This is a genomic window from Methylosinus sp. H3A (genome assembly GCF_015709455.1).
GTDB lineage: Bacteria > Pseudomonadota > Alphaproteobacteria > Rhizobiales > Beijerinckiaceae > Methylosinus.
Window position 1 is genome coordinate 2,537,190 of record NZ_JADNQW010000005.1, and the last position, 16,661, is coordinate 2,553,850.

The 16,661-nt window shown below is 65.3% G+C and carries 18 protein-coding genes; 2 read left to right on the forward strand and 16 right to left on the reverse strand.

The features are described from left to right. Positions 1–2 precede the first annotated feature (2 nt). The 11 genes from pheT to IY145_RS14880 form a co-directional block, all read right to left on the reverse strand. Positions 3–2,426 (reverse strand): phenylalanine--tRNA ligase subunit beta, encoded by a 2,424-nt coding sequence (gene pheT / locus IY145_RS14830; protein ID WP_196408914.1) that lies wholly within the window; start codon positions 2,424–2,426, stop codon positions 3–5. Next, positions 2,423–3,046, reverse strand: a complete 624-nt coding sequence (locus tag IY145_RS14835) for a DNA polymerase III subunit epsilon (RefSeq protein WP_196408915.1) — start codon at positions 3,044–3,046, stop codon at positions 2,423–2,425. The genes pheT and IY145_RS14835 overlap by 4 nt, the downstream gene beginning before the upstream one ends. Continuing rightward, on the reverse strand, positions 3,043–3,336 hold the full coding sequence (locus IY145_RS14840) for a DUF2442 domain-containing protein (protein WP_312030594.1): 294 nt from the start codon (positions 3,334–3,336) through the stop codon (positions 3,043–3,045). Before IY145_RS14840 ends, IY145_RS14835 begins: the two co-directional genes overlap by 4 nt. After that, the gene (locus tag IY145_RS14845; protein WP_196408916.1) at positions 3,317–3,553 is read right to left on the reverse strand and encodes a DUF4160 domain-containing protein; all 237 of its coding nucleotides are present in this window, start codon (positions 3,551–3,553) and stop codon (positions 3,317–3,319) included. The genes IY145_RS14840 and IY145_RS14845 overlap by 20 nt, the downstream gene beginning before the upstream one ends. 3 nt (positions 3,554–3,556) lie before the next feature. Continuing rightward, positions 3,557–4,639 (reverse strand): phenylalanine--tRNA ligase subunit alpha, encoded by a 1,083-nt coding sequence (gene pheS / locus IY145_RS14850; protein ID WP_196408917.1) that lies wholly within the window; start codon positions 4,637–4,639, stop codon positions 3,557–3,559. 124 nt (positions 4,640–4,763) lie between these two features. After that, positions 4,764–5,894 carry an alpha-amylase gene (locus tag IY145_RS14855; protein WP_196408918.1) on the reverse strand — a complete coding sequence of 377 codons (1,131 nt, stop codon included), beginning with the start codon at positions 5,892–5,894 and terminating at the stop codon, positions 4,764–4,766. Positions 5,895–6,218: 324 nt separating this feature from the next. Then, positions 6,219–7,418: an acetate/propionate family kinase gene (locus IY145_RS14860; RefSeq protein WP_312030595.1), complete on the reverse strand. Its 1,200-nt coding sequence runs from the start codon at positions 7,416–7,418 to the stop codon at positions 6,219–6,221. After that, a complete protein-coding gene (locus tag IY145_RS14865) occupies positions 7,415–8,371 on the reverse strand; it encodes a bifunctional enoyl-CoA hydratase/phosphate acetyltransferase (protein WP_196408919.1) in 957 nt (318 codons plus the stop codon). The genes IY145_RS14860 and IY145_RS14865 overlap by 4 nt, the downstream gene beginning before the upstream one ends. Before the next feature lie 44 nt (positions 8,372–8,415). After that, positions 8,416–8,862 (reverse strand): ArsC/Spx/MgsR family protein, encoded by a 447-nt coding sequence (locus tag IY145_RS14870; RefSeq protein ID WP_196408920.1) that lies wholly within the window; start codon positions 8,860–8,862, stop codon positions 8,416–8,418. Between the two features lie 228 nt (positions 8,863–9,090). Beyond that, positions 9,091–9,867, reverse strand: a complete 777-nt coding sequence (locus IY145_RS14875; protein ID WP_196408921.1) for a M48 family metallopeptidase — start codon at positions 9,865–9,867, stop codon at positions 9,091–9,093. Between the two features lie 110 nt (positions 9,868–9,977). Further along, the gene (locus IY145_RS14880; protein ID WP_196408922.1) at positions 9,978–10,604 is read right to left on the reverse strand and encodes an SCO family protein; all 627 of its coding nucleotides are present in this window, start codon (positions 10,602–10,604) and stop codon (positions 9,978–9,980) included. A 351-nt stretch (positions 10,605–10,955) separates the two neighbouring features. Between IY145_RS14880 and IY145_RS14885 the strand changes: the two genes are divergently transcribed. Then, the gene (locus tag IY145_RS14885; protein WP_196408923.1) at positions 10,956–12,503 is read left to right on the forward strand and encodes a helicase HerA-like domain-containing protein; all 1,548 of its coding nucleotides are present in this window, start codon (positions 10,956–10,958) and stop codon (positions 12,501–12,503) included. Positions 12,504–12,509: 6 nt separating this feature from the next. On the opposite strand, the gene IY145_RS14890 is transcribed toward IY145_RS14885, so the two are convergent. The 5 genes from IY145_RS14890 to IY145_RS14910 all read right to left on the reverse strand — a co-directional run bounded on the left by IY145_RS14890 (position 12,510) and on the right by IY145_RS14910 (position 14,790). After that, entirely contained in the window at positions 12,510–12,956 is a 447-nt protein-coding gene (locus IY145_RS14890) for a type II toxin-antitoxin system VapC family toxin (RefSeq protein ID WP_196408924.1), read from the reverse strand. Then, a complete protein-coding gene (locus IY145_RS14895; RefSeq protein WP_196410561.1) occupies positions 12,953–13,201 on the reverse strand; it encodes a type II toxin-antitoxin system Phd/YefM family antitoxin in 249 nt (82 codons plus the stop codon). Before IY145_RS14895 ends, IY145_RS14890 begins: the two co-directional genes overlap by 4 nt. 85 nt (positions 13,202–13,286) lie before the next feature. After that, entirely contained in the window at positions 13,287–13,556 is a 270-nt protein-coding gene (locus IY145_RS14900) for a hypothetical protein (RefSeq protein ID WP_196408925.1), read from the reverse strand. A 186-nt stretch (positions 13,557–13,742) separates the two neighbouring features. Continuing rightward, entirely contained in the window at positions 13,743–14,201 is a 459-nt protein-coding gene (locus tag IY145_RS14905) for a hypothetical protein (protein WP_196410562.1), read from the reverse strand. A gap of 16 nt (positions 14,202–14,217) precedes the next feature. Beyond that, positions 14,218–14,790: an HNH endonuclease gene (locus IY145_RS14910; RefSeq protein ID WP_196408926.1), complete on the reverse strand. Its 573-nt coding sequence runs from the start codon at positions 14,788–14,790 to the stop codon at positions 14,218–14,220. 328 nt (positions 14,791–15,118) lie between these two features. On the opposite strand from IY145_RS14910, the gene IY145_RS14915 reads away from it, so the two are divergent. Beyond that, positions 15,119–16,621, forward strand: coding sequence for an exopolysaccharide biosynthesis polyprenyl glycosylphosphotransferase (locus IY145_RS14915; RefSeq protein WP_312030596.1), 1,503 nt, complete (start codon positions 15,119–15,121; stop codon positions 16,619–16,621). The last annotated feature ends 40 nt before the right edge of the window (positions 16,622–16,661 follow it).

Consider the following 16,661-nt stretch of genomic DNA (forward strand, 5'->3'; position numbering starts at 1 on the left):
CGTCATCCTCTCAATTGTGCGCCCGTTTTCTTGCTCGCCTCTGTGACGATTTTGTGGGCGAGCGCCTCGAGTTCGGCGTCGGTGAGCGTTTTGTCGCGGGGCTGCAGCAGCACGGCGACGCCGACCGACTTCTTGCCCTCCGGCACGCCGGGCCCCTCATAAATGTCGAAGACGGCGACATCGGTGATGAGCGCGCGATCGGCGTTCTGCACGGCGCGGACGAGATCGCCTGCGGGCTGGGCGCGATCCAATAGAAAGGCGAAGTCGCGCGAGACCGGCTGGAGATCGGAGAGCTCCAGTTTCGGCTTGGCCTTTGTCGGTTTCGCCTTGGGCGCCGGAAGCGCGTCGAGGATGATCTCGAAAGCGGCGATCGGCCCGTCGACGTCGAGCGCCTGCAGCACGCGCGGATGCAATTCGCCGAAATGGCCGATGATCGCCTTGGGGCCGAATTGCAGCGCGCCCGAGCGGCCCGGATGATACCAGTCGGGCGCGCCGGCGACGATCTGCAAGCCGCCGGTGGCGACGCCGAGCGTCTGCAGCAGCGCGAGCGCGTCGGCCTTGACGTCGAAGACGCTCACCGCGCGCTCCTTCGCCGACCAATGGCGGCCCGCGCCGGCGGGCAAAGCGAGGCCGCGGCGAAGGCCTGCGGCGGCGATCTTCTGACCCTTCTCGTCCTCGCTCTGGAAAATCTGTCCGACCTCGAACAGAGCGACATCGGGGAAGCCGCGCGCGGCGTTGCGGCCGGCGGCTGTCACGAGCCCGGGAAGCAGGCTCGGCCGCATGTCGGAGAGCTCGGCGGCGATCGGATTGGCGAGCGCGAGGCGATGATCGTCGGCGACGCCGAAAGCCTGCGCCTGCTCCTTGGAGACGAAGGACCAGGTGACTGCCTCCACCAGCCCGCGAGCGGCGAGCGCCCGCCGCGCCGCGCGCGTGCGTTTTTGCAGCAGGGTGAGAACCGGCTCGGTGACGCCTGCTGCGCGGGGCAGGGGCGCGGCGGCGATATTGTCGAAGCCGATGATGCGGGCGATCTCCTCGACGAGATCGGCCTTGCCCTCTATGTCCGGGCGCCATGTCGGGACGCTCACCAGCGCTTCGTCCGGCGTCGCTTCGACAATGAAGCCGAGGCGCGTCAGTATCGTCGTCGCGTCCTCGCGCGAGACGTCGAGGCCGGTGAGGCGCTTCGTCTCGCTCCAAGGGAAGCGCAGCTGGCGCGTCGGCGATTCCGCCGAGCCGCAGACGACGATGTCCGACGCTTCACCGCCGCAGAATTCCAGCACCAGCTTCGTCGCCAGCTCGAGGCCGGGCAGAGCGAAAGCAGGATCGACGCCGCGCTCGAAACGATAGCGCGCATCGGTGGAGATGCCGAGCTTGCGGCCGGTATGGGCGATGTTGGCGGGATCCCACAGCGCCGTCTCGATGAGCACGTCTGTCGTCTCGTCGGAGCAGCCGGAATGCTCGCCGCCCATGACGCCGGCGAGCGATTCGGGGCCCTTGTCGTCGGCGATGACGACCATGTCCGCGTCCAGCGCATAGGTCTTGCCGTCGAGCGCGAGCATCTCCTCGCCGGCGCGGGCGCGGCGCACCGTAAGATCGCCGGCGACCTTTTTCGCGTCGAAGACATGCTGCGGACGCGCGCGGTCGAAGGTCAGATAATTGGTGACGTCGACGAGCGCATTGATGGGGCGCAGGCCGATGGCGCGCAGGCGATCCTGCAGCCAGGCGGGGCTCGGCCCATTCTTCACGCCGCGCACCAGACGCAGCGCGAAGAGCGGCGCGAGATGCTTGTCTTCCTCCGCGAAATCCAGCGTGACGCGCTGCGGATTGGGGAAGCGGCCTTCGATTTTTTCGATCGTGGGCGTCTTCAGCGTTCCGAGTCCGGCCGCGGCGAGGTCGCGCGCAATGCCGAATATGCCGGCGGCGTCGGGGCGGTTCGGCGTCAGATTGATCTCGATGACCGGATCGTCGAGCCCGGCCCATTTGGCGTAGACGGCGCCGATGGGCGCGTCCTCGGGCAATTCGATGATGCCGTCATGATCGTTGGAGAGTTCCAGCTCGGCGGCGGAGCACAGCATGCCGAGCGATTCGACGCCGCGAATGACGCCCTTGCCGAGCGTGATCTTCTTGGCCGGAATATAGGTTCCGGGCGCCGAGAAGACGGTCTTCAATCCCGTGCGCGCATTGGGCGCGCCGCAGACGACCTGCACAGGCGCGCCCGCGCCCGTATCGACCGAGCAGACGCGCAGGCGATCGGCGTTGGGATGCGGCTTCGCCTCGATCACATGCGCGATGACGAAGTCTTTCAACTGCGCAGCGGGATCGTGCAGATGCTCGACCTCGAGGCCGATGCGCGTCAGAGTTTCGACGACCTCCTCGAGCGAGGCGCTCGTCTCGAGATGGTCCTTCAGCCAGGAGAGTGTGAGTTTCATGCGTGAACGTTCCGGAAGTCTTCGTGCTTTTTGGGCTGCGCGGCGCTGACGCGCAAGGCGCGGTGTAGGACATTGGCGTAGCCGAGCGCGTCGTCGATCGCCCGATGCGTATGCTCATGGCCGCCGAGCCAGTCGGCGGGAAACGCGACGTCATGCGCCTGCGCATAGCTCCAGCCGAACAGGCCGATGAGTAGGCTGCCGATATCGAGGCCGGCGCCATGGAACAGCCGCCTGCCTTCCCAGGGGGCGCCGAACACGCGCGCGCCGGCGAAGCGGCGCAGATATTCGTCGATCCAGACGCCATCGAGCATCAGTGGGCGTGAGGCGAAGACGCGGACGCCGGCGAAGCTCTCCACCCAATCGGCGAAGGCGATCATCGCTTCCTCGGCCGCGCGCGGATCGCGCGTCGACGCCTCATAGGCGAGCGGCTGCGTCGCCCACCAGGCGGCCGTATGCGGATCGGGCGAGCGGCCCGCGAGGGGCGCGATATTGACCTCGAACGTCCCGACGACGCCGCTGTCGGCGTCGAGCGCGGCGGAAGCGAAGCTGATCATCGAATTGCGCGACGGATCGGGTCCATCGAGCTCGACGTCGGTGACAAAATAGATCGTTGAGCTCATGTGCGCGAGGCGCCTCGTGCGATCTGCGCGGGCGGCGTTGCGCCCGGCGCTTTTTGACCGCGCAGCATGCTGGCGACGCTGATGTCTTCATCGATCTGCGGCCAATGCATTCCCATCGGCATGAATTCGACGACGTTGCGCGCCGAAGGCGACGCGTTCGCGAGGCGGGGATACCACCACAGAGGCGTGCGCAGCTCGCGGCCGTCGGCGAGCGTCACATTCAAGAAATCGTCGTCGCAATGCGCGGCGATCGGACGGCTATCCTCGATGTCAATTTGCAAAATGGTCATGCCACGCCTCCAGAAAGATATCGCGCTCCTCGCGCGTCTTTCGGATGATCTCGTTCAGCTCCTTGGCGGAGTAACCGAGATTGATCGCGAGATTGAGGTCGTTCAGCCAGATTTTCGCTTCCTTGCCGTCCTTGACTACATGGATATGAGGCGGCTCCCATCCATCCGCCGAGTAGAAGAAGAAGCGATAGCCTCGCCATCGCAGCAGGGATGGCATGCCTCACCCACTGAGCCCGCCCGCCAGCGTCGGGAAATCCAGCGGCCTGAATCCATAATGCGTGAGCCAGCGCGCATCGGCCTCGAAGAAGGCGCGCAGATCGGACATGCCATATTTCAGCATGGCGAGACGGTCGATGCCGACGCCGAAGGCGAAGCCCTGATATTTGTCTGGATCGAGCCCGCAATTGCGCAGCACATTGGGATGCACCATGCCGCAGCCCAAAATCTCCATCCAATCCTCGCCCTCGCCGAAGCGAATGTCGCCATCCTTGCGGCGGCATTGCACATCGACTTCGGCCGACGGCTCGGTGAAGGGGAAGAAGGACGGGCGAAAGCGCATCTTCACCGATTTCACCTCGAAGAAGGCCTTCAGAAACTCCTCCAGCACCCATTTCAAATGGCCCATATGGGTCGTCTCGTCGATGACGAGCCCCTCGACCTGATGGAACATGGGCGTATGCGTCTGGTCGCTGTCGCAGCGATAGGTGCGGCCGGGGCAGATCACGCGGATCGGCGGCGCCTTGCTCAGCATTGTGCGAACCTGCACCGGGCTCGTATGGGTGCGCAGCAGCTTGCGCTTCCCGTCCGCGCCGGGCGGGAAGAAGAAAGTGTCGTGCATTTCCCGCGCGGGATGCCCCTCGGGGAAGTTCAGCTTGGTGAAATTATAGTCGTCGCTTTCGATGTCCGGCCCTTCCGCGACGGAAAAGCCCATATCGGCGAAGATGGCGGTCAATTCCTCCAGCACTTGCGAGATCGGATGAATGCGTCCCTGCTCCTGGCCGCTCTCCTGCACGGGCAGGGTGACGTCGAGCGTCTCGGCGGAAAGGCGCTTTTCCAGCGCTTGCGTCTGCAGCACGCCACGACGCGCGGCGATCGCCTCCGCGGCTTTGTCCTTCAGCGCATTGATCTTCGCGCCTTCGGTCTTGCGCTCGTCCGGCGACATTTTGCCGAGCGTCGCCAGCAGCGCCGAGATGCTTCCCTTCTTGCCCAGCGCGCCGACTCGCACGGCCTCGAGCGCGGCCTCGTCGGCCGCCGCCGCGATCGCCGCCAAAGTCTCCGTCTCCAGTTCCGCTATATCCGTCATCGTCCCGCCACGGCTCTCATTTTCTGTGGCGGGTTGTGCCATGCTCGGCAGGCGATGTCGAGAACGCGGGCGGTGGAGAAGGCGCGAGGCCGGGCCGCCGCGCCCGGCGTTCTCGCCAGCGCCTCTAGATTTTCCAGCGCAGGGCCATGCCGGCCTGCCAATTCTTGGAGAGCTGAGGGCCGTTCAGGCTCTGATAGACCGGAATGCCCCCTTCCAGCGCAATGGTGAGCGCGTCCTGGCCGATGAAGGCGCCGCTGATCGTCGCGCCGCCCCACAGCTCCACGCGCTGGCCGCCGTAGAAATTGGGATTGGCCGCCTGCGCCTTGCCGCGGATCATCGGATCGAGCCCGCGAATCTCGCCCTGCGTCGTGGCGTTGACACGGAATGTGGTGGTGAGGCCCTTGATCCAGCTATAGCCGGCCCAGCCGTTGAACTCGTGCAGATCGCCGTAGAGATAGCCCTCTGGATTGGTGGCCAGCGGAAAACGGCCGCGATAGGACAGACCCCAGGACCATTTGTCGATATGGCCGGCGTAGACGATTCCGGGCATGACGTCGAAAGTGCCGGCGCCCGGCTGCAATGCGTAGAAGGCGCGGCTCGTCGCATAGCTTCCGTCGGGCAGCAGCAGGCGGAATGTGTCGTGGGTGCTTCCGGTCGGGAAGCTCACGCCGAGATTGAGCTGAATGCGGTGTATCGGATCCTGATAGACGCGATAGATCGTCGAGGCGGTGAAATCGGCGAGGCCGTCGGTTCCCGTATGGCTGAGCCCGAGTCTGTTGAGACTCGTCGGCCCTTGAAAGGTCAGCATGTCGAGATTGCGCTCGATCATGCCGCCGGTGACGACGATGGACCAGTAATTCGTTATGCCATAGGCGAGCGCGAGCGTCTGCGAGGCGACCGAGACATTCTGCGGCACGAGCCGGAGCTTCAGCGTGGGATGGCCGAACCAGGGCGTCGTCGCCGCCACTTCTTCCGACGAGACGCGCCGCGTCCCTTTCAGCGTATGCGAGAGATTGGCGAATTGCGGAATGATGGAGACGACGAGCTTGCCGGCGGGCGGCATATCGGCGCCGAAGACGCCGAGCGGCGCGGGCGGAGGCGGGGTGGTGGCGGCCACATCGGGTGCAGGCGCGGCCACGAGCTTGCCCGGCGCGTCGGCGGCCGCAGCCTCCCCGACGCAAACGCCGAACAACGCCGCGGCGACGGCCAAGGTCTTCGCGCTCGCGGCGGTCTCGCTTCGTTTCGAATTTCTCATTGTCTTGTCTGCCCCTCGTCGGCGCCGCGCTCCGTCGAGGGGGCGCGACGGACAAAAAAAGCCGCCGTCCGAGAGGCCGCGCATTCATGCGCGACTCGATCGGAACAGCGGCGTTGCTGATTTTGGCCCCTCTTTGGGCCGCGCCGAGAGCTCGCGTCTCGGCGAAATATTAGACGCAATACGGGCGCCAGCATAGCGCGGCGAGCCTTGCCTCGACAATTCAGTGATTTGTGGAAAAAGCCGATCTCGCATGGCGCGAATGCGCGCCCGCAAAATGAGCGACGGGCGCCGAATAGCTGTGCGGTCTTCGACATTTCGGCGCCCTCAGCCGATGTGCAGGAGCGCTCGAGCGGCCTGCGCGATCACCGCTTCCTCATTGGTCGGGACGACCATCGTCTCGGCGCGGCTCGAGGGCGCGCCGATGGCGAGCGCGTTGCGGGCGTTCGCTTCCTCATCGAGCGCGAGGCCGAGAAAGCCGAGATAGGCGCATATGCGCGCGCGCATGGCGGGCGAATTCTCGCCGACTCCGGCCGTGAAGACGAGAAGATCGAGCCCGTTCAGCGCGCTCGCGAGCGAGCCGATCTCACGCGCGGCGCGATAGGCGAAGAGCGCCATCGCCTCCTCGGCGGCGGGCGAGGCGTTCTCCTCCAGCGCGCGCAGATCGTCGCTGATCCCCGAGACGCCGAGAAGGCCCGATCGCTCATAGAGCAGAGCATGGACGTCTTTGGGCGAATAGCCTTCCTGCATGACGAGATGCAGCAGCAGGCCGGGATCGATCGCGCCGCTGCGGCTGCCCATCATCAGTCCGTCGAGCGCGGTGAAGCCCATTGTCGTCGCGACGCTCTCGAGATTGCACATCGCGCAAAGGCTCGCGCCATGGCCGAGATGCGCGACGATGGTCCGCCCCTGCGCGCGCGCGACGCCGAGGCGGCGCAGCTCCTCGGCGATGAATTGGTAGGAGAGGCCGTGGAAACCATAGCGCAGCACGCCGCGCTCGGCGAATTCGCGCGGCAGCGGAAACAGCTGCGCCAGACGCGGCTGCGTGCGATGGAAGGCCGTGTCGAAACAAGCGATCTGCGGCAGTTGCGGGGCGCTTTCGAGCAGGCTGCGGATCGGCGCGAGATTATGCGGCTGATGGCTCGGCGCGAGCGGCGAGAGCGCCTCCAGCCGCTTCAAAATTTCAGGCGTCACCAGGACCGGGCGGTCGAACTCCGCGCCGCCATGAACGACCCTGTGACCCACGGCCGCAATGGGAAGCTCCGCAAGTCTTTCGCCGATCGCCTCGATCAGCCAGCGCGCCGCGCCTTCATGATCGACATCCGGCGCGGGGCCGGCGCCTGCGCAGAGCGCCGCAGCCGCCTCGCCCTTCACCGAGAAACGCGCGGGCTGGTCTTTTTCTTTTATCTCGGTGACGCCGCCGCGGCACAGTGGCGCGAGCGTCGCCGCGTCATAGAGCGCGAATTTGAGGCTCGAGGAGCCGGCGTTGAGCGCCAGCACGACCGTCGTCGCAGAAAGGCCGCTCACGCGATCTCCACGATGCGATGGGCGAAGAGCTGCGCCAGAGCGCAAGAGACGATGCGGGCGCGCACGCCGTCGGCGCGACTCGTCAGCACGATGGGCGCGCGCGCGCCGAGGACGATCCCCGCGTCCTCCGCATCGGCGAGATAGACGAGCTGCTTGGCGAGAATATTGCCGGCCTCGAGATCGGGGACGAGAAGAATGTCGGCGTCGCCGGCGACGCTCGAGACAATGCCTTTCGCCTTGGCCGCCTCCGGCGAGATGGCGTTGTCGAAGGCGAGCGGCCCGTCGACATCGGCGCCTGTGATCTGGCCGCGATCGGCCATTTTGCACAGCGCGGCGGCGTCGATGGTCGAGGGGATCTTGGCGTCGACGGTCTCGATCGCCGAGAGCACCGCGAGCTTGGGCCGCTCTATGCCGAGCGCATGAGCGAGATCTATGGCGTTCTGGGCGATGTCGCGCTTCTCGGTGAGGGTCGGCGCAATATTGATCGCGGCGTCGGTGACGAGCAGCGGCTTGCAGTAATTGGGCACGTCGAGCACGAAGACATGGCTGATGCGCCGCTCGGTGCGCAGGCCCGTCCCCTCGCGCACGACGGCGCCCATCACCTCGTCGGTGTGGAGCGAGCCTTTCATCAGCGCCTCGAGCTCGCCACGACGCACGAGCGCGACGGCCTCGTCGGCGGCGGCGTGGCTATGGGGCGCGTCGACGATCTCGACGCCGTCGAGCGACAGGCCCGAAGCAGCGGCGGCGGCCATGATCTTGGCGCGGGGACCGACCAGAACCGGCGTGATGAGGCCCTGGTCCCGCGCCGCCAGCGCGCCTTGGACGGAGACGGCGTCGCAAGGATGCACGACGCCGATGCGAATGGGCCGCATCGCCCGGCAGCGCTCGAGCAAAGTCTCGAAATACATTCCGCAAGGAGAGCCGGAGGCCGCGCCATCGCGCCGGAACAGCATCACGATCTCCTCGGACCTTCGCTCAGCCACGCGCCGTCGATGCTTCAGTCGACCGCGGGCGCGGTCCCGGTCTCGCTCTCGGCGCGCAGCGCCGCGGCTTCCGCCCGCACGCAGGTGTCGGTCACCCGCTTTTCGGTCGGCTGCAGGCCGATCCAGGCGCCGATCCGCTCCGGATCGAAGCCCGCCTCGCAGCGGCCGCCGACCTTGATGAGCGGCCTGCGGATCAATATCGGGTCGATGATCATCATGACCAGCGCCGCCTGCGGCGTGATCTTGTCGATGTCGATCTCGCCGGATTTGACCCGCGGCGCCGCGAGATTGAACCATTCGCGCACCGGCGTCTCGCCGAAATAAGGGCGCAGGCTGGAGACGCTCCAGGGCTCGGAGAGAAGGTTCCGCACCTGGAGCGCATGGCCGGAGGCGAGCAGCAGCGCCTTCTGGCGCGCGTTTCCAGAGCAACCGGGTTTTTCGTAGAAGATCACGTCGGCCATACGCGCCACCTCGATGAGCGACTACCGAAGAAGGGAGCTTTGTCTCTTTTATAGCGCATTTTTGTGCGCCGCGGAACGGCGCGATTCGGTAGGGGAGAAATTTTTAACGATTCAGAAACCAGACGACCGCGACGCGCCGATGACGGGCGCGCCCTTCGCGATTCGCGCAAGGGGAGCGAGTCATAGGAGCGAGTCATGGGAGCGAGATATAGGAAAAAGTCGCCGCGGCTATTCGGCCACGCCGAATTTATGCAAATGCGCGCCATGCGCGGAGAGCCATATCTCGGCGCGGTCCGTCTCGGCGCATAGGCGTCGCGCCAGCGCCCAGAAGCGATCGGAGTGATCGAGATATTCGAGATGGGCGACCTCATGCGCGGCGAGATAGTCGAGCACGAAAGGCGGCGCCATCACCAGCCGCCAGGAGAAATTCAGCGAGCCTGTCGCCGAGCAGGAGCCCCAGCGGCTCACCGTGTCGCGCAGACCGACGCTGCGCGCGGTGAGGCCGAGCGTGCGCGTATGGCGCTCCACCGCCTCTTCCAGATCGCGGCGCGCCTCGCGTTTCAGAAAGTCGACGACGCGGCGATGAACATGTTCCTGCGCGCCGGCGACGCAGAGATCGAAACCCGCGCATTGCGACGAGTCCAGAGAAGAACGCGTCTCGATCCATACGGTTCCGCGCGCGCCGGGGCGATGCGCGATCGAATGGTCGACGCCGCGCAGAGGCACGACGGCGCCGTCGCGGAAGGGAATCGTCTCCGGCAGCCGGCCGAGGCGCGCGGCGATCCAGGCGGCGTGACGTTCGGTGAATTCGCGCGCCTCGCGCAAAGAGGCGCGCGTCGGCATTGTGAGCACGGCGTCGCGCGCCGCGAATCGAACGCGCAGCGTGAAGCGACGGGCGCTGCCGAGACGCCGCAGCGAGACGACGAGCGTCTCGCCGGCGTGAGTGACTGTTATGGCTGTGGAGCCCGCGGTCTTTGCGAGTCCGTCGCGTCGGAGACGAAGCATGGCGTGATGCTAACGCAAAGCCATGCCGAGTCGCGACAGGGAAGTGCGCGACTTACGCAAAAAAATGTCGAGTGTGTCGTCTCTGCGTCGCTGTGTCTCGGCGTCGCGCGTCACATATAGCGTTCGAGCTCGCGCGCGGCCTCGGCGGGCTTGCGTCCGACATTGAAGGAGCTGACGAAGCGGCCGCTTTTGTCCATCAGATAGACGACGGTCGTATGATCGACCGCATAGTCTTCGCCGCTGTCCGCCGCCTTTTTGGCGTAGATGCGATATTCCTTCAGCACGGGATCGAGCGCGGCCCGCTCGCCGGAGACGCCGATGATGCGCGGATCGAAATTGGAGAGATAGTCCTTGAGCACGGCGGGCGTGTCGCGCTCTGGATCGACGGTCACGAACATGGCGCCGGCGTTGGCCTTTGGTCCGAGCGAGCGCAGGATCTCGGATATTTCGAACAAAGTGGTGTGGCAGATGTCCGGGCAATGCGTGTAGCCGAAGAAAACCAGGAACGGCCGGCCGAGAAAATCCTTCTCGGTGACCGTCTGGCCGTTGTGCGCGACGAGCTGGAACGGACCACCGATGGCAGAGGCGGGCGGCGGCGGCGGCTTCAGGCTGGTGAAGACGACCAGCGCGGCGAAGGCCGCGAGGAAGACACCGCCGATCGCGAAGAGAGGCAGCTTGGGAATATTGCCGCCCTTGGCGCGACCCTTTTGCGAACTCTTGGCGTAACTCTTGGACATGCGTTTTCTTCCCGAAGATATGGCGTCGCTTCTCGTTCATCGCCGCAGCCGAGGGAGTCGCGAGGCGTCGCGATCATCGGCGATTTCCAGATCCTGCTGCGAGCTCGGCGGCCTCGGAGAGAAAGCCTGCCCTTCTGCGCGGCCGCGACCGGGCGTGCGATTGCGTTCGACGCTCCTCTCTAGTGGTTCAGAACTTAGCCTGCGGAAGGGCGTTCGCCAAGCGTCGCCGCGGAAGGATGCGAAGGCCGCGGCGCCGCGCCGCAGCAAGCCGTACGAAAACACCCGCTTCGACGACGGCTGGTTATATAATGGCCGCTCGTCGATTCTCTCAATGAGCGCAGGCACGAGAACATGACTGACGATCCGAACGCCAGCCCCGGAAAAATCCTCGTCGGCGCGAACACTGACGGCGTCTATAGTTACTTGACCCTTTCCGTCGGCAATCGCCATGGGCTCATCGCCGGCGCGACCGGCGGCGGCAAGACGGTGACGCTGCAGAAGCTGGCCGAAGGTTTCTCCAATGCGGGGACCGCCGTGTTCCTCGCCGATGTGAAAGGGGATCTCGCCGGATTGTCGCAGCCGGGCGAGCCGCGCCAGGCTTTCGTCGATCGCGCGCTCGAGATCGGGCTCGCCTATGTGGCGGATCGTTTTCCCGTCGACTTCTGGGATCTCTTCGGCGAGCAGGGGCATCCGGTGCGCGCCACCATTTCCGAGATGGGGCCGCTGCTGCTGGCGCGCCTGCTCGAGCTCAACGATGTTCAAGAGGGCGTTCTCAATGTGACGTTCCGCGTCGCCGACGAACAGGGCCTCTTGCTGCTGGACCTCAAGGATCTGCGCGCCGCGCTGACTTATGTCGCCGACAATGCCGGCCGATTGAAGACGAAATACGGCAATGTCGCGCCGGCGACGGTGGGCGCGATCCAGCGTCAGCTTTTGGTGCTGGAAGCCCAAGGGGCGGAGAATTTCTTCGGCGAGCCGGCGCTCGACATTTCCGATTTTCTGCGCGTCGACCGCGATGGCCGCGGCGTCATCAACATACTCGCCGCCGATAGACTCATGCGCTCGCCGCGGCTCTACGCCACTTTCCTGCTCTGGCTCCTATCGGAGCTGTTCGAGCAGCTGCCGGAGGTCGGCGATCTCGACAAGCCCAAGCTCGTCTTCTTCTTCGACGAGGCGCATCTTCTCTTCGACGACGCGCCCAAGCCGCTGCTGACGGCGATCGAGCAAGTGGTGCGGCTCATCCGCTCCAAGGGCGTCGGCGTCTATTTCGTAACGCAAAATCCGTTGGACGTGCCGGACAGTGTGCTCGGCCAGCTCGGCAATCGCGTGCAGCATGCGTTGCGCGCCTTCACCCCGCGCGACCAAAAAGCCGTGCGCGCGGCGGCGGAAACATTCCGGCAAAACCCAGCCTTCGACACGGCGGAGGCGATCATGCAGCTCTCTGTCGGCGAGGCGCTCGTCTCCATGCTCGACGCCAAGGGCAAGCCGGAGATCGTCGATCGCGTGCTGATCGCGCCGCCCGCCGCGCGCGTCGGGCCGATCACCGCCGAGGAGCGCGCCAGCGTTCTGGCGGAAAGTCCGCTGCGCGGCAAATATGACACGCCCATCGATCGCGAATCGGCTTTCGAAGTGCTGCAGAAGCGCGCCGAAGGCCATTTGAGCGCGGCGGGCGCCGGCCCCGCCCGGCCCGAGGAGCAGACGACGCAGGCGAGCGCCGGCGGCGGCATTCTCGGCAAGATCGGCGGCGTCGTCGGCGGCCTGTTCAAGCGCGAGAATCCCAAGCGCATGTCGACGGGCGAGCTCGCCATGCGCTCGGCGGTGCAATCGGCGGCGCGCTCCATCGGCACACAGATCGCGAAGGAAGTGCTGCGCGGCGTGCTCGGCGGGATATCGCGCTGACGGGCGTTATGCCGCGGCTTCCTCCGGCGACGAGACCGGGACGCCGAAAGGCAGGAAATGTCTCGTATTGCGGGTGACGATGTGGAGATCGTTCGCTGCGGCGACGCCGGCGATAATCGCATCCGCCATTCCGGGATCATTTCCGCTGGAGATCGCCTCGGCTTCCAACCGGCCGGCGATGGTGGCGGCGCGCGCATCGACGCCGATGATCTTGTCGTCATATGTCGCGGCGAGACCCGCGAGCCAGAGCTTCAGCCCCGCCGCCTTCGCTGTCGCGCCCTTATGCTCGAGCAGGGCGATTCCTTTCTCGATCTCGTGAATGGTCACGACCGAGAGAAACAGCTTTCCGTCGTGGTCCATGCGCTCGAGCCAATCGAGAAAGCGAGGCGAGGCTTCGGCGCGCGATGGCGCGAGCATGGAGACGACATTGGTGTCGAGCAGAAATCCGCTCAAAGCTCGACATCTCGCGACGGCGCGCTATTGCGCTCGAAATCGCCGCCGGGAAACGTCTTCAAATAATCGACCAAGCCCGGGCGCTTGCGCGCCATCGCTTTTCGCGCGATCTCGGCCGCCTCGATCGAGACGAGAGCGGCCACGGGCTTGCCGTGACGGGTGATCGTCACGAACTCCCCTTCGACGGCGCGGTCGACGAGGCCGGAGAAGCCCGCCTTCGCGTCCTTCAGATTGATGGTCGGCATAAAATGGCCCATCGGATGGTCATATGTGGTCACAATAAGCGTCGCTATGCGGGAGTTCAAGGCGTCGGAGCGGCGAACTCTCGGTCTATTTCTTGGCGCAGCGCTTCACAAAGGCTGCGGCGTCGTCTTTGCTGGCCGAGCTTCCGTATCGGCGCGTGACCTTGTCGAGCCGATAGCGAAGCTCGCCGCTGCGTCCGAAGGAGCGCATGGATTCGGAGGCGGCGTCGACTGGAAAGGCCAATGTCCAGCCATGCATCGCGTTGCTCTCGATCTTGAATTCGATGTTTTTCAGATCGGGGAGCAATTGGAAGGCAGGATCGTCGTCCCGTTTCATCAGATCGGCGATCTCGGCCAAATCGCCTTTGTCGAGGATGAGGGTCGTCTCGAGGCGCGAACCAATTGCGCAATCTCTCCATTGCCGTCGAAGCGCCAGCGATCGTTCTCGTCCGTCTGCGCCCGCGCCGCGGAAACCAAAACAGCGAATGCTGGCGGCAAAAACACAATCGGACGCAATTTCATTGAAAAACCCGCGTAGCTATCATCAGCCGCGCGGCTGGCGTCCGCGCATGGCGATCAGCCAATAGATCGTGCCCGTCAAAGCCCCCGCGAGGAAGAACAAAAGCGCGAAGCGTCCCTCGGCCGGGCTCGTCTCGGCGAGGCGTCCGGTCCCGCGCGCGGCGCGCAAAATCGTCGGCGCGGCGGCGCCGAGCAGCGCCGTCGCGCCCGCATACCATGTGTAGGCGCGCACGCCGGCGATCTCGCCGACCAGCGCCACTATGGCGAGCGGCGCCGCGCAGCCGGCGATCCCCATCGTCCAAAGCACGTAACCGAAGGCCGCCGCGACATCGTCCGGCTCCGCCCAGAACAGCGCCGCCATGGCCAGCGACGAGCCGGCCTCGCGCGTCGTCGCGTCGGTCAAAGCGGCGATCGGCAGGAAGATCATGCCGGCGCCGGCCGCGAGCACGAAGCCGAAGGATATGACGAGCAGGCGGCGCAACATTCCCAAAGGGCGGCTCTCAGGGCTCGAGCACCGAATCCCAATAGAGATAGTCGAGCCAGCTCTCATGGAGATAATTGGGCGGGAAGAGGCGGCCGTTGCGATGCAGATCGGCGACGCTCGGCTGAAAGGGCGGCTGAGCCGGAACCATATGCGCCTCATGCGGCAGCCGGTCGGCCTTGCGCAGATTGCAGGCGGAGCAGGCGGCCACGACATTTTCCCAAGTGGTGGCCCCGCCCTTGGAGCGGGGGATCACATGATCGAAGGTGAGATCGTCCCGCTGTCCGCAATATTGGCAGGTGAAGCGGTCGCGGAGGAAAACGTTGAAGCGGGTGAAGGCGGGATGGCGGGCGGGCTTTACATAGGCTTTGAGCGAAACGACCGAAGGGAGCCTTATTTCGAAACTCGGACTTTTGACCGTCTTGTCATATTCCGAGACGATATTGACCCGGTCGAGGAAGACGGCCTTTATCGCGTCTTGCCAGCCCCACAGAGACAGAGGGTAGTAGCTCAGCGGCCGATAGTCGGCGTTGAGAACCAGCGCAGGACAGGCCTGCGGCGAAACATTGGACTGGCGAAAGTGAACGGTCACCTCGGCCCTCTTTCCGCGAATCGATCGGACGCCCTCCAGCCCCCGAGCCGCCGGCATAGTCTATAGGCAGGATGACGCCATTGTGAAGGCTTCTCTCTGCGCTGCGGCGCCGCAGAGCCCGCCACGCGATCACCCGCAATGGTAAATTCTTTATAAATCAATGGATTGGGTTGGCGCTGCGGCTCCGGCGGCGCGTCTTACGCCCCGTCTCGCCGCGATTTCGCCGCTCTGCGGGCAGGCCGTTTGCAGCCAAAGCTGCGAAAGCCGGCCGAAACGGGCGATTTGTTCCATTACGGCACGGCGGCAGTATCGGGTTGGAGACCAGGCCGTGTCGAGTATCGCCGATCTTCCCATTCCGTCGCTTCGTAGAGGCGACGCTCGCGCCAAAGTCGGAGCCGAGAGCAGCGCCACCCTTCGCGGCGGTTGGGCGCATGCCATGCCGAGCCAGAATGCGGCGCTGATGCGCGCCTCCTTCTCCGTCATCGCGGCGCTGCTCGATGTCGTCGTCATTCTCTGCACGGCGATCGCCTGCGAGACTTTGTATCACCTCTTCGCTTACGGCTTCGACGGCTCCACGCCGCCCAATTTGCGGCTCTGCGTGTTCGCGGCGATTCTGTTCGTCCTGTCCAACGTCATGCGGCACGAATACGCCATCAAGAATTACCTGACGCTGGACGGCCATGGCTGGCGCGGCGCGGTGCTGTGGAGCGTCGCCTTCGTCTGCGCCTTGACCTTCGGCTTTCTCGCCAAGGCGACGGAGGAATCCTCGCGCGGCGCTTTCGTTCTCTTCTATGCGACGGGCTTTCTCTCCGTCTATGCGGCGCGCGCCGCCCTCGTCGGTGTGGTTCGGCGCAGCGCAGAGCGCGGCGGCGCCTCGGCGCGCCGCGTGTTTCTCGTCGGCTTCGAGAGCGATATCGAGGAGTTCATGCGCCGCTACCAGCCTTGGGAGAGCGGCATGAATGTCATCGCCGCCGTGGCGCTGCGCGACCGCGCCGACGCGCTGCAGGACGATCTCGCTCTGGCGCAGGCCTCCGCGCGCATGCTGCTGCCGGACGATGTGTTCATTCTCGCGCCCTGGAGCCGCACCGACGTCATCGACGATTGCGTGACTGCCTTCCTACGCGTGCCGGCGTCGATCCATCTCGGGCCGGAGCGCGTGCTCGACCGTTTCGCCGACGCCCATATCAATAAGATCGGCTCGATCGCCAGCCTCAATCTGAACGGCCGCCGGCACGACTCGCTCGAGATCATCGCCAAGCGTCTCTTCGATATCGTCTGCTCGGCGGCGGGCCTCGCCCTGTTGTCGCCGCTGCTGCTTGTCGTCGCAGCGGCGATCAAGCTCGACAGCAAAGGGCCGGCGCTGTTCTTCCAGCGCCGCCACGGCTTCAATCGCGAGCCCTTCCGCATCGCCAAATTCCGCTCCATGACGACGATGGAGGACGGCCGCGAGATCACGCAGGCGACCGCCGGCGACAAGCGCGTGACGCGCGTCGGCCGTTTCATCCGCCGCTACAATATCGACGAGCTGCCGCAGCTCATCAATGTGCTGCGCGGCGAGATGTCGCTGGTCGGCCCGCGCCCGCATGCGCTGGCGCATGACCAGATCTTCGAGCGCAAGATCGCCCTCTATGCGCGCCGCCACAATGTGAAGCCCGGCATCACCGGCTGGGCGCAGGTCAACGGGCTGCGCGGCGAGATCGACTCGCCGGAGAAGATCCGCCTGCGCGTCGAGCATGATCTCTATTACATCGACCATTGGTCGCTGCCGCTCGACATCTGGATCATCGTGATGACGATCTTCTCGCGCAAGGCCTATCGCAACGCTCTGTGAGGCGCCTTATCTGGATTCTGTGTGATTGCTTCCGATGCGA

Excerpts from the sequence above, each read along its gene's own strand:
- pheS (WP_196408917.1), bottom strand. The coding sequence starts at position 4,639 with ATGACGGATATAGCGGAACTGGAGACGGAGACTTTGGCGGCGATCGCG.
- IY145_RS14840 (WP_312030594.1), bottom strand. The coding sequence starts at position 3,336 with ATGACCATTTTGCAAATTGACATCGAGGATAGCCGTCCGATCGCCGCG.
- IY145_RS14885 (WP_196408923.1), top strand. The coding sequence starts at position 10,956 with ATGACTGACGATCCGAACGCCAGCCCCGGAAAAATCCTCGTCGGCGCG.
- IY145_RS14855 (WP_196408918.1), bottom strand. The coding sequence starts at position 5,894 with ATGAGAAATTCGAAACGAAGCGAGACCGCCGCGAGCGCGAAGACCTTG.
- IY145_RS14870 (WP_196408920.1), bottom strand. The coding sequence starts at position 8,862 with ATGGCCGACGTGATCTTCTACGAAAAACCCGGTTGCTCTGGAAACGCG.
- IY145_RS14880 (WP_196408922.1), bottom strand. The coding sequence starts at position 10,604 with ATGTCCAAGAGTTACGCCAAGAGTTCGCAAAAGGGTCGCGCCAAGGGC.
- IY145_RS14845 (WP_196408916.1), bottom strand. The coding sequence starts at position 3,553 with ATGCCATCCCTGCTGCGATGGCGAGGCTATCGCTTCTTCTTCTACTCG.
- pheT (WP_196408914.1), bottom strand. The coding sequence starts at position 2,426 with ATGAAACTCACACTCTCCTGGCTGAAGGACCATCTCGAGACGAGCGCC.
- IY145_RS14835 (WP_196408915.1), bottom strand. The coding sequence starts at position 3,046 with ATGAGCTCAACGATCTATTTTGTCACCGACGTCGAGCTCGATGGACCC.
- IY145_RS14905 (WP_196410562.1), bottom strand. The coding sequence starts at position 14,201 with ATGTTGCGCCGCCTGCTCGTCATATCCTTCGGCTTCGTGCTCGCGGCC.
- IY145_RS14865 (WP_196408919.1), bottom strand. The coding sequence starts at position 8,371 with ATGCTGTTCCGGCGCGATGGCGCGGCCTCCGGCTCTCCTTGCGGAATG.
- IY145_RS14895 (WP_196410561.1), bottom strand. The coding sequence starts at position 13,201 with ATGCCGACCATCAATCTGAAGGACGCGAAGGCGGGCTTCTCCGGCCTC.
- IY145_RS14875 (WP_196408921.1), bottom strand. The coding sequence starts at position 9,867 with ATGCTTCGTCTCCGACGCGACGGACTCGCAAAGACCGCGGGCTCCACA.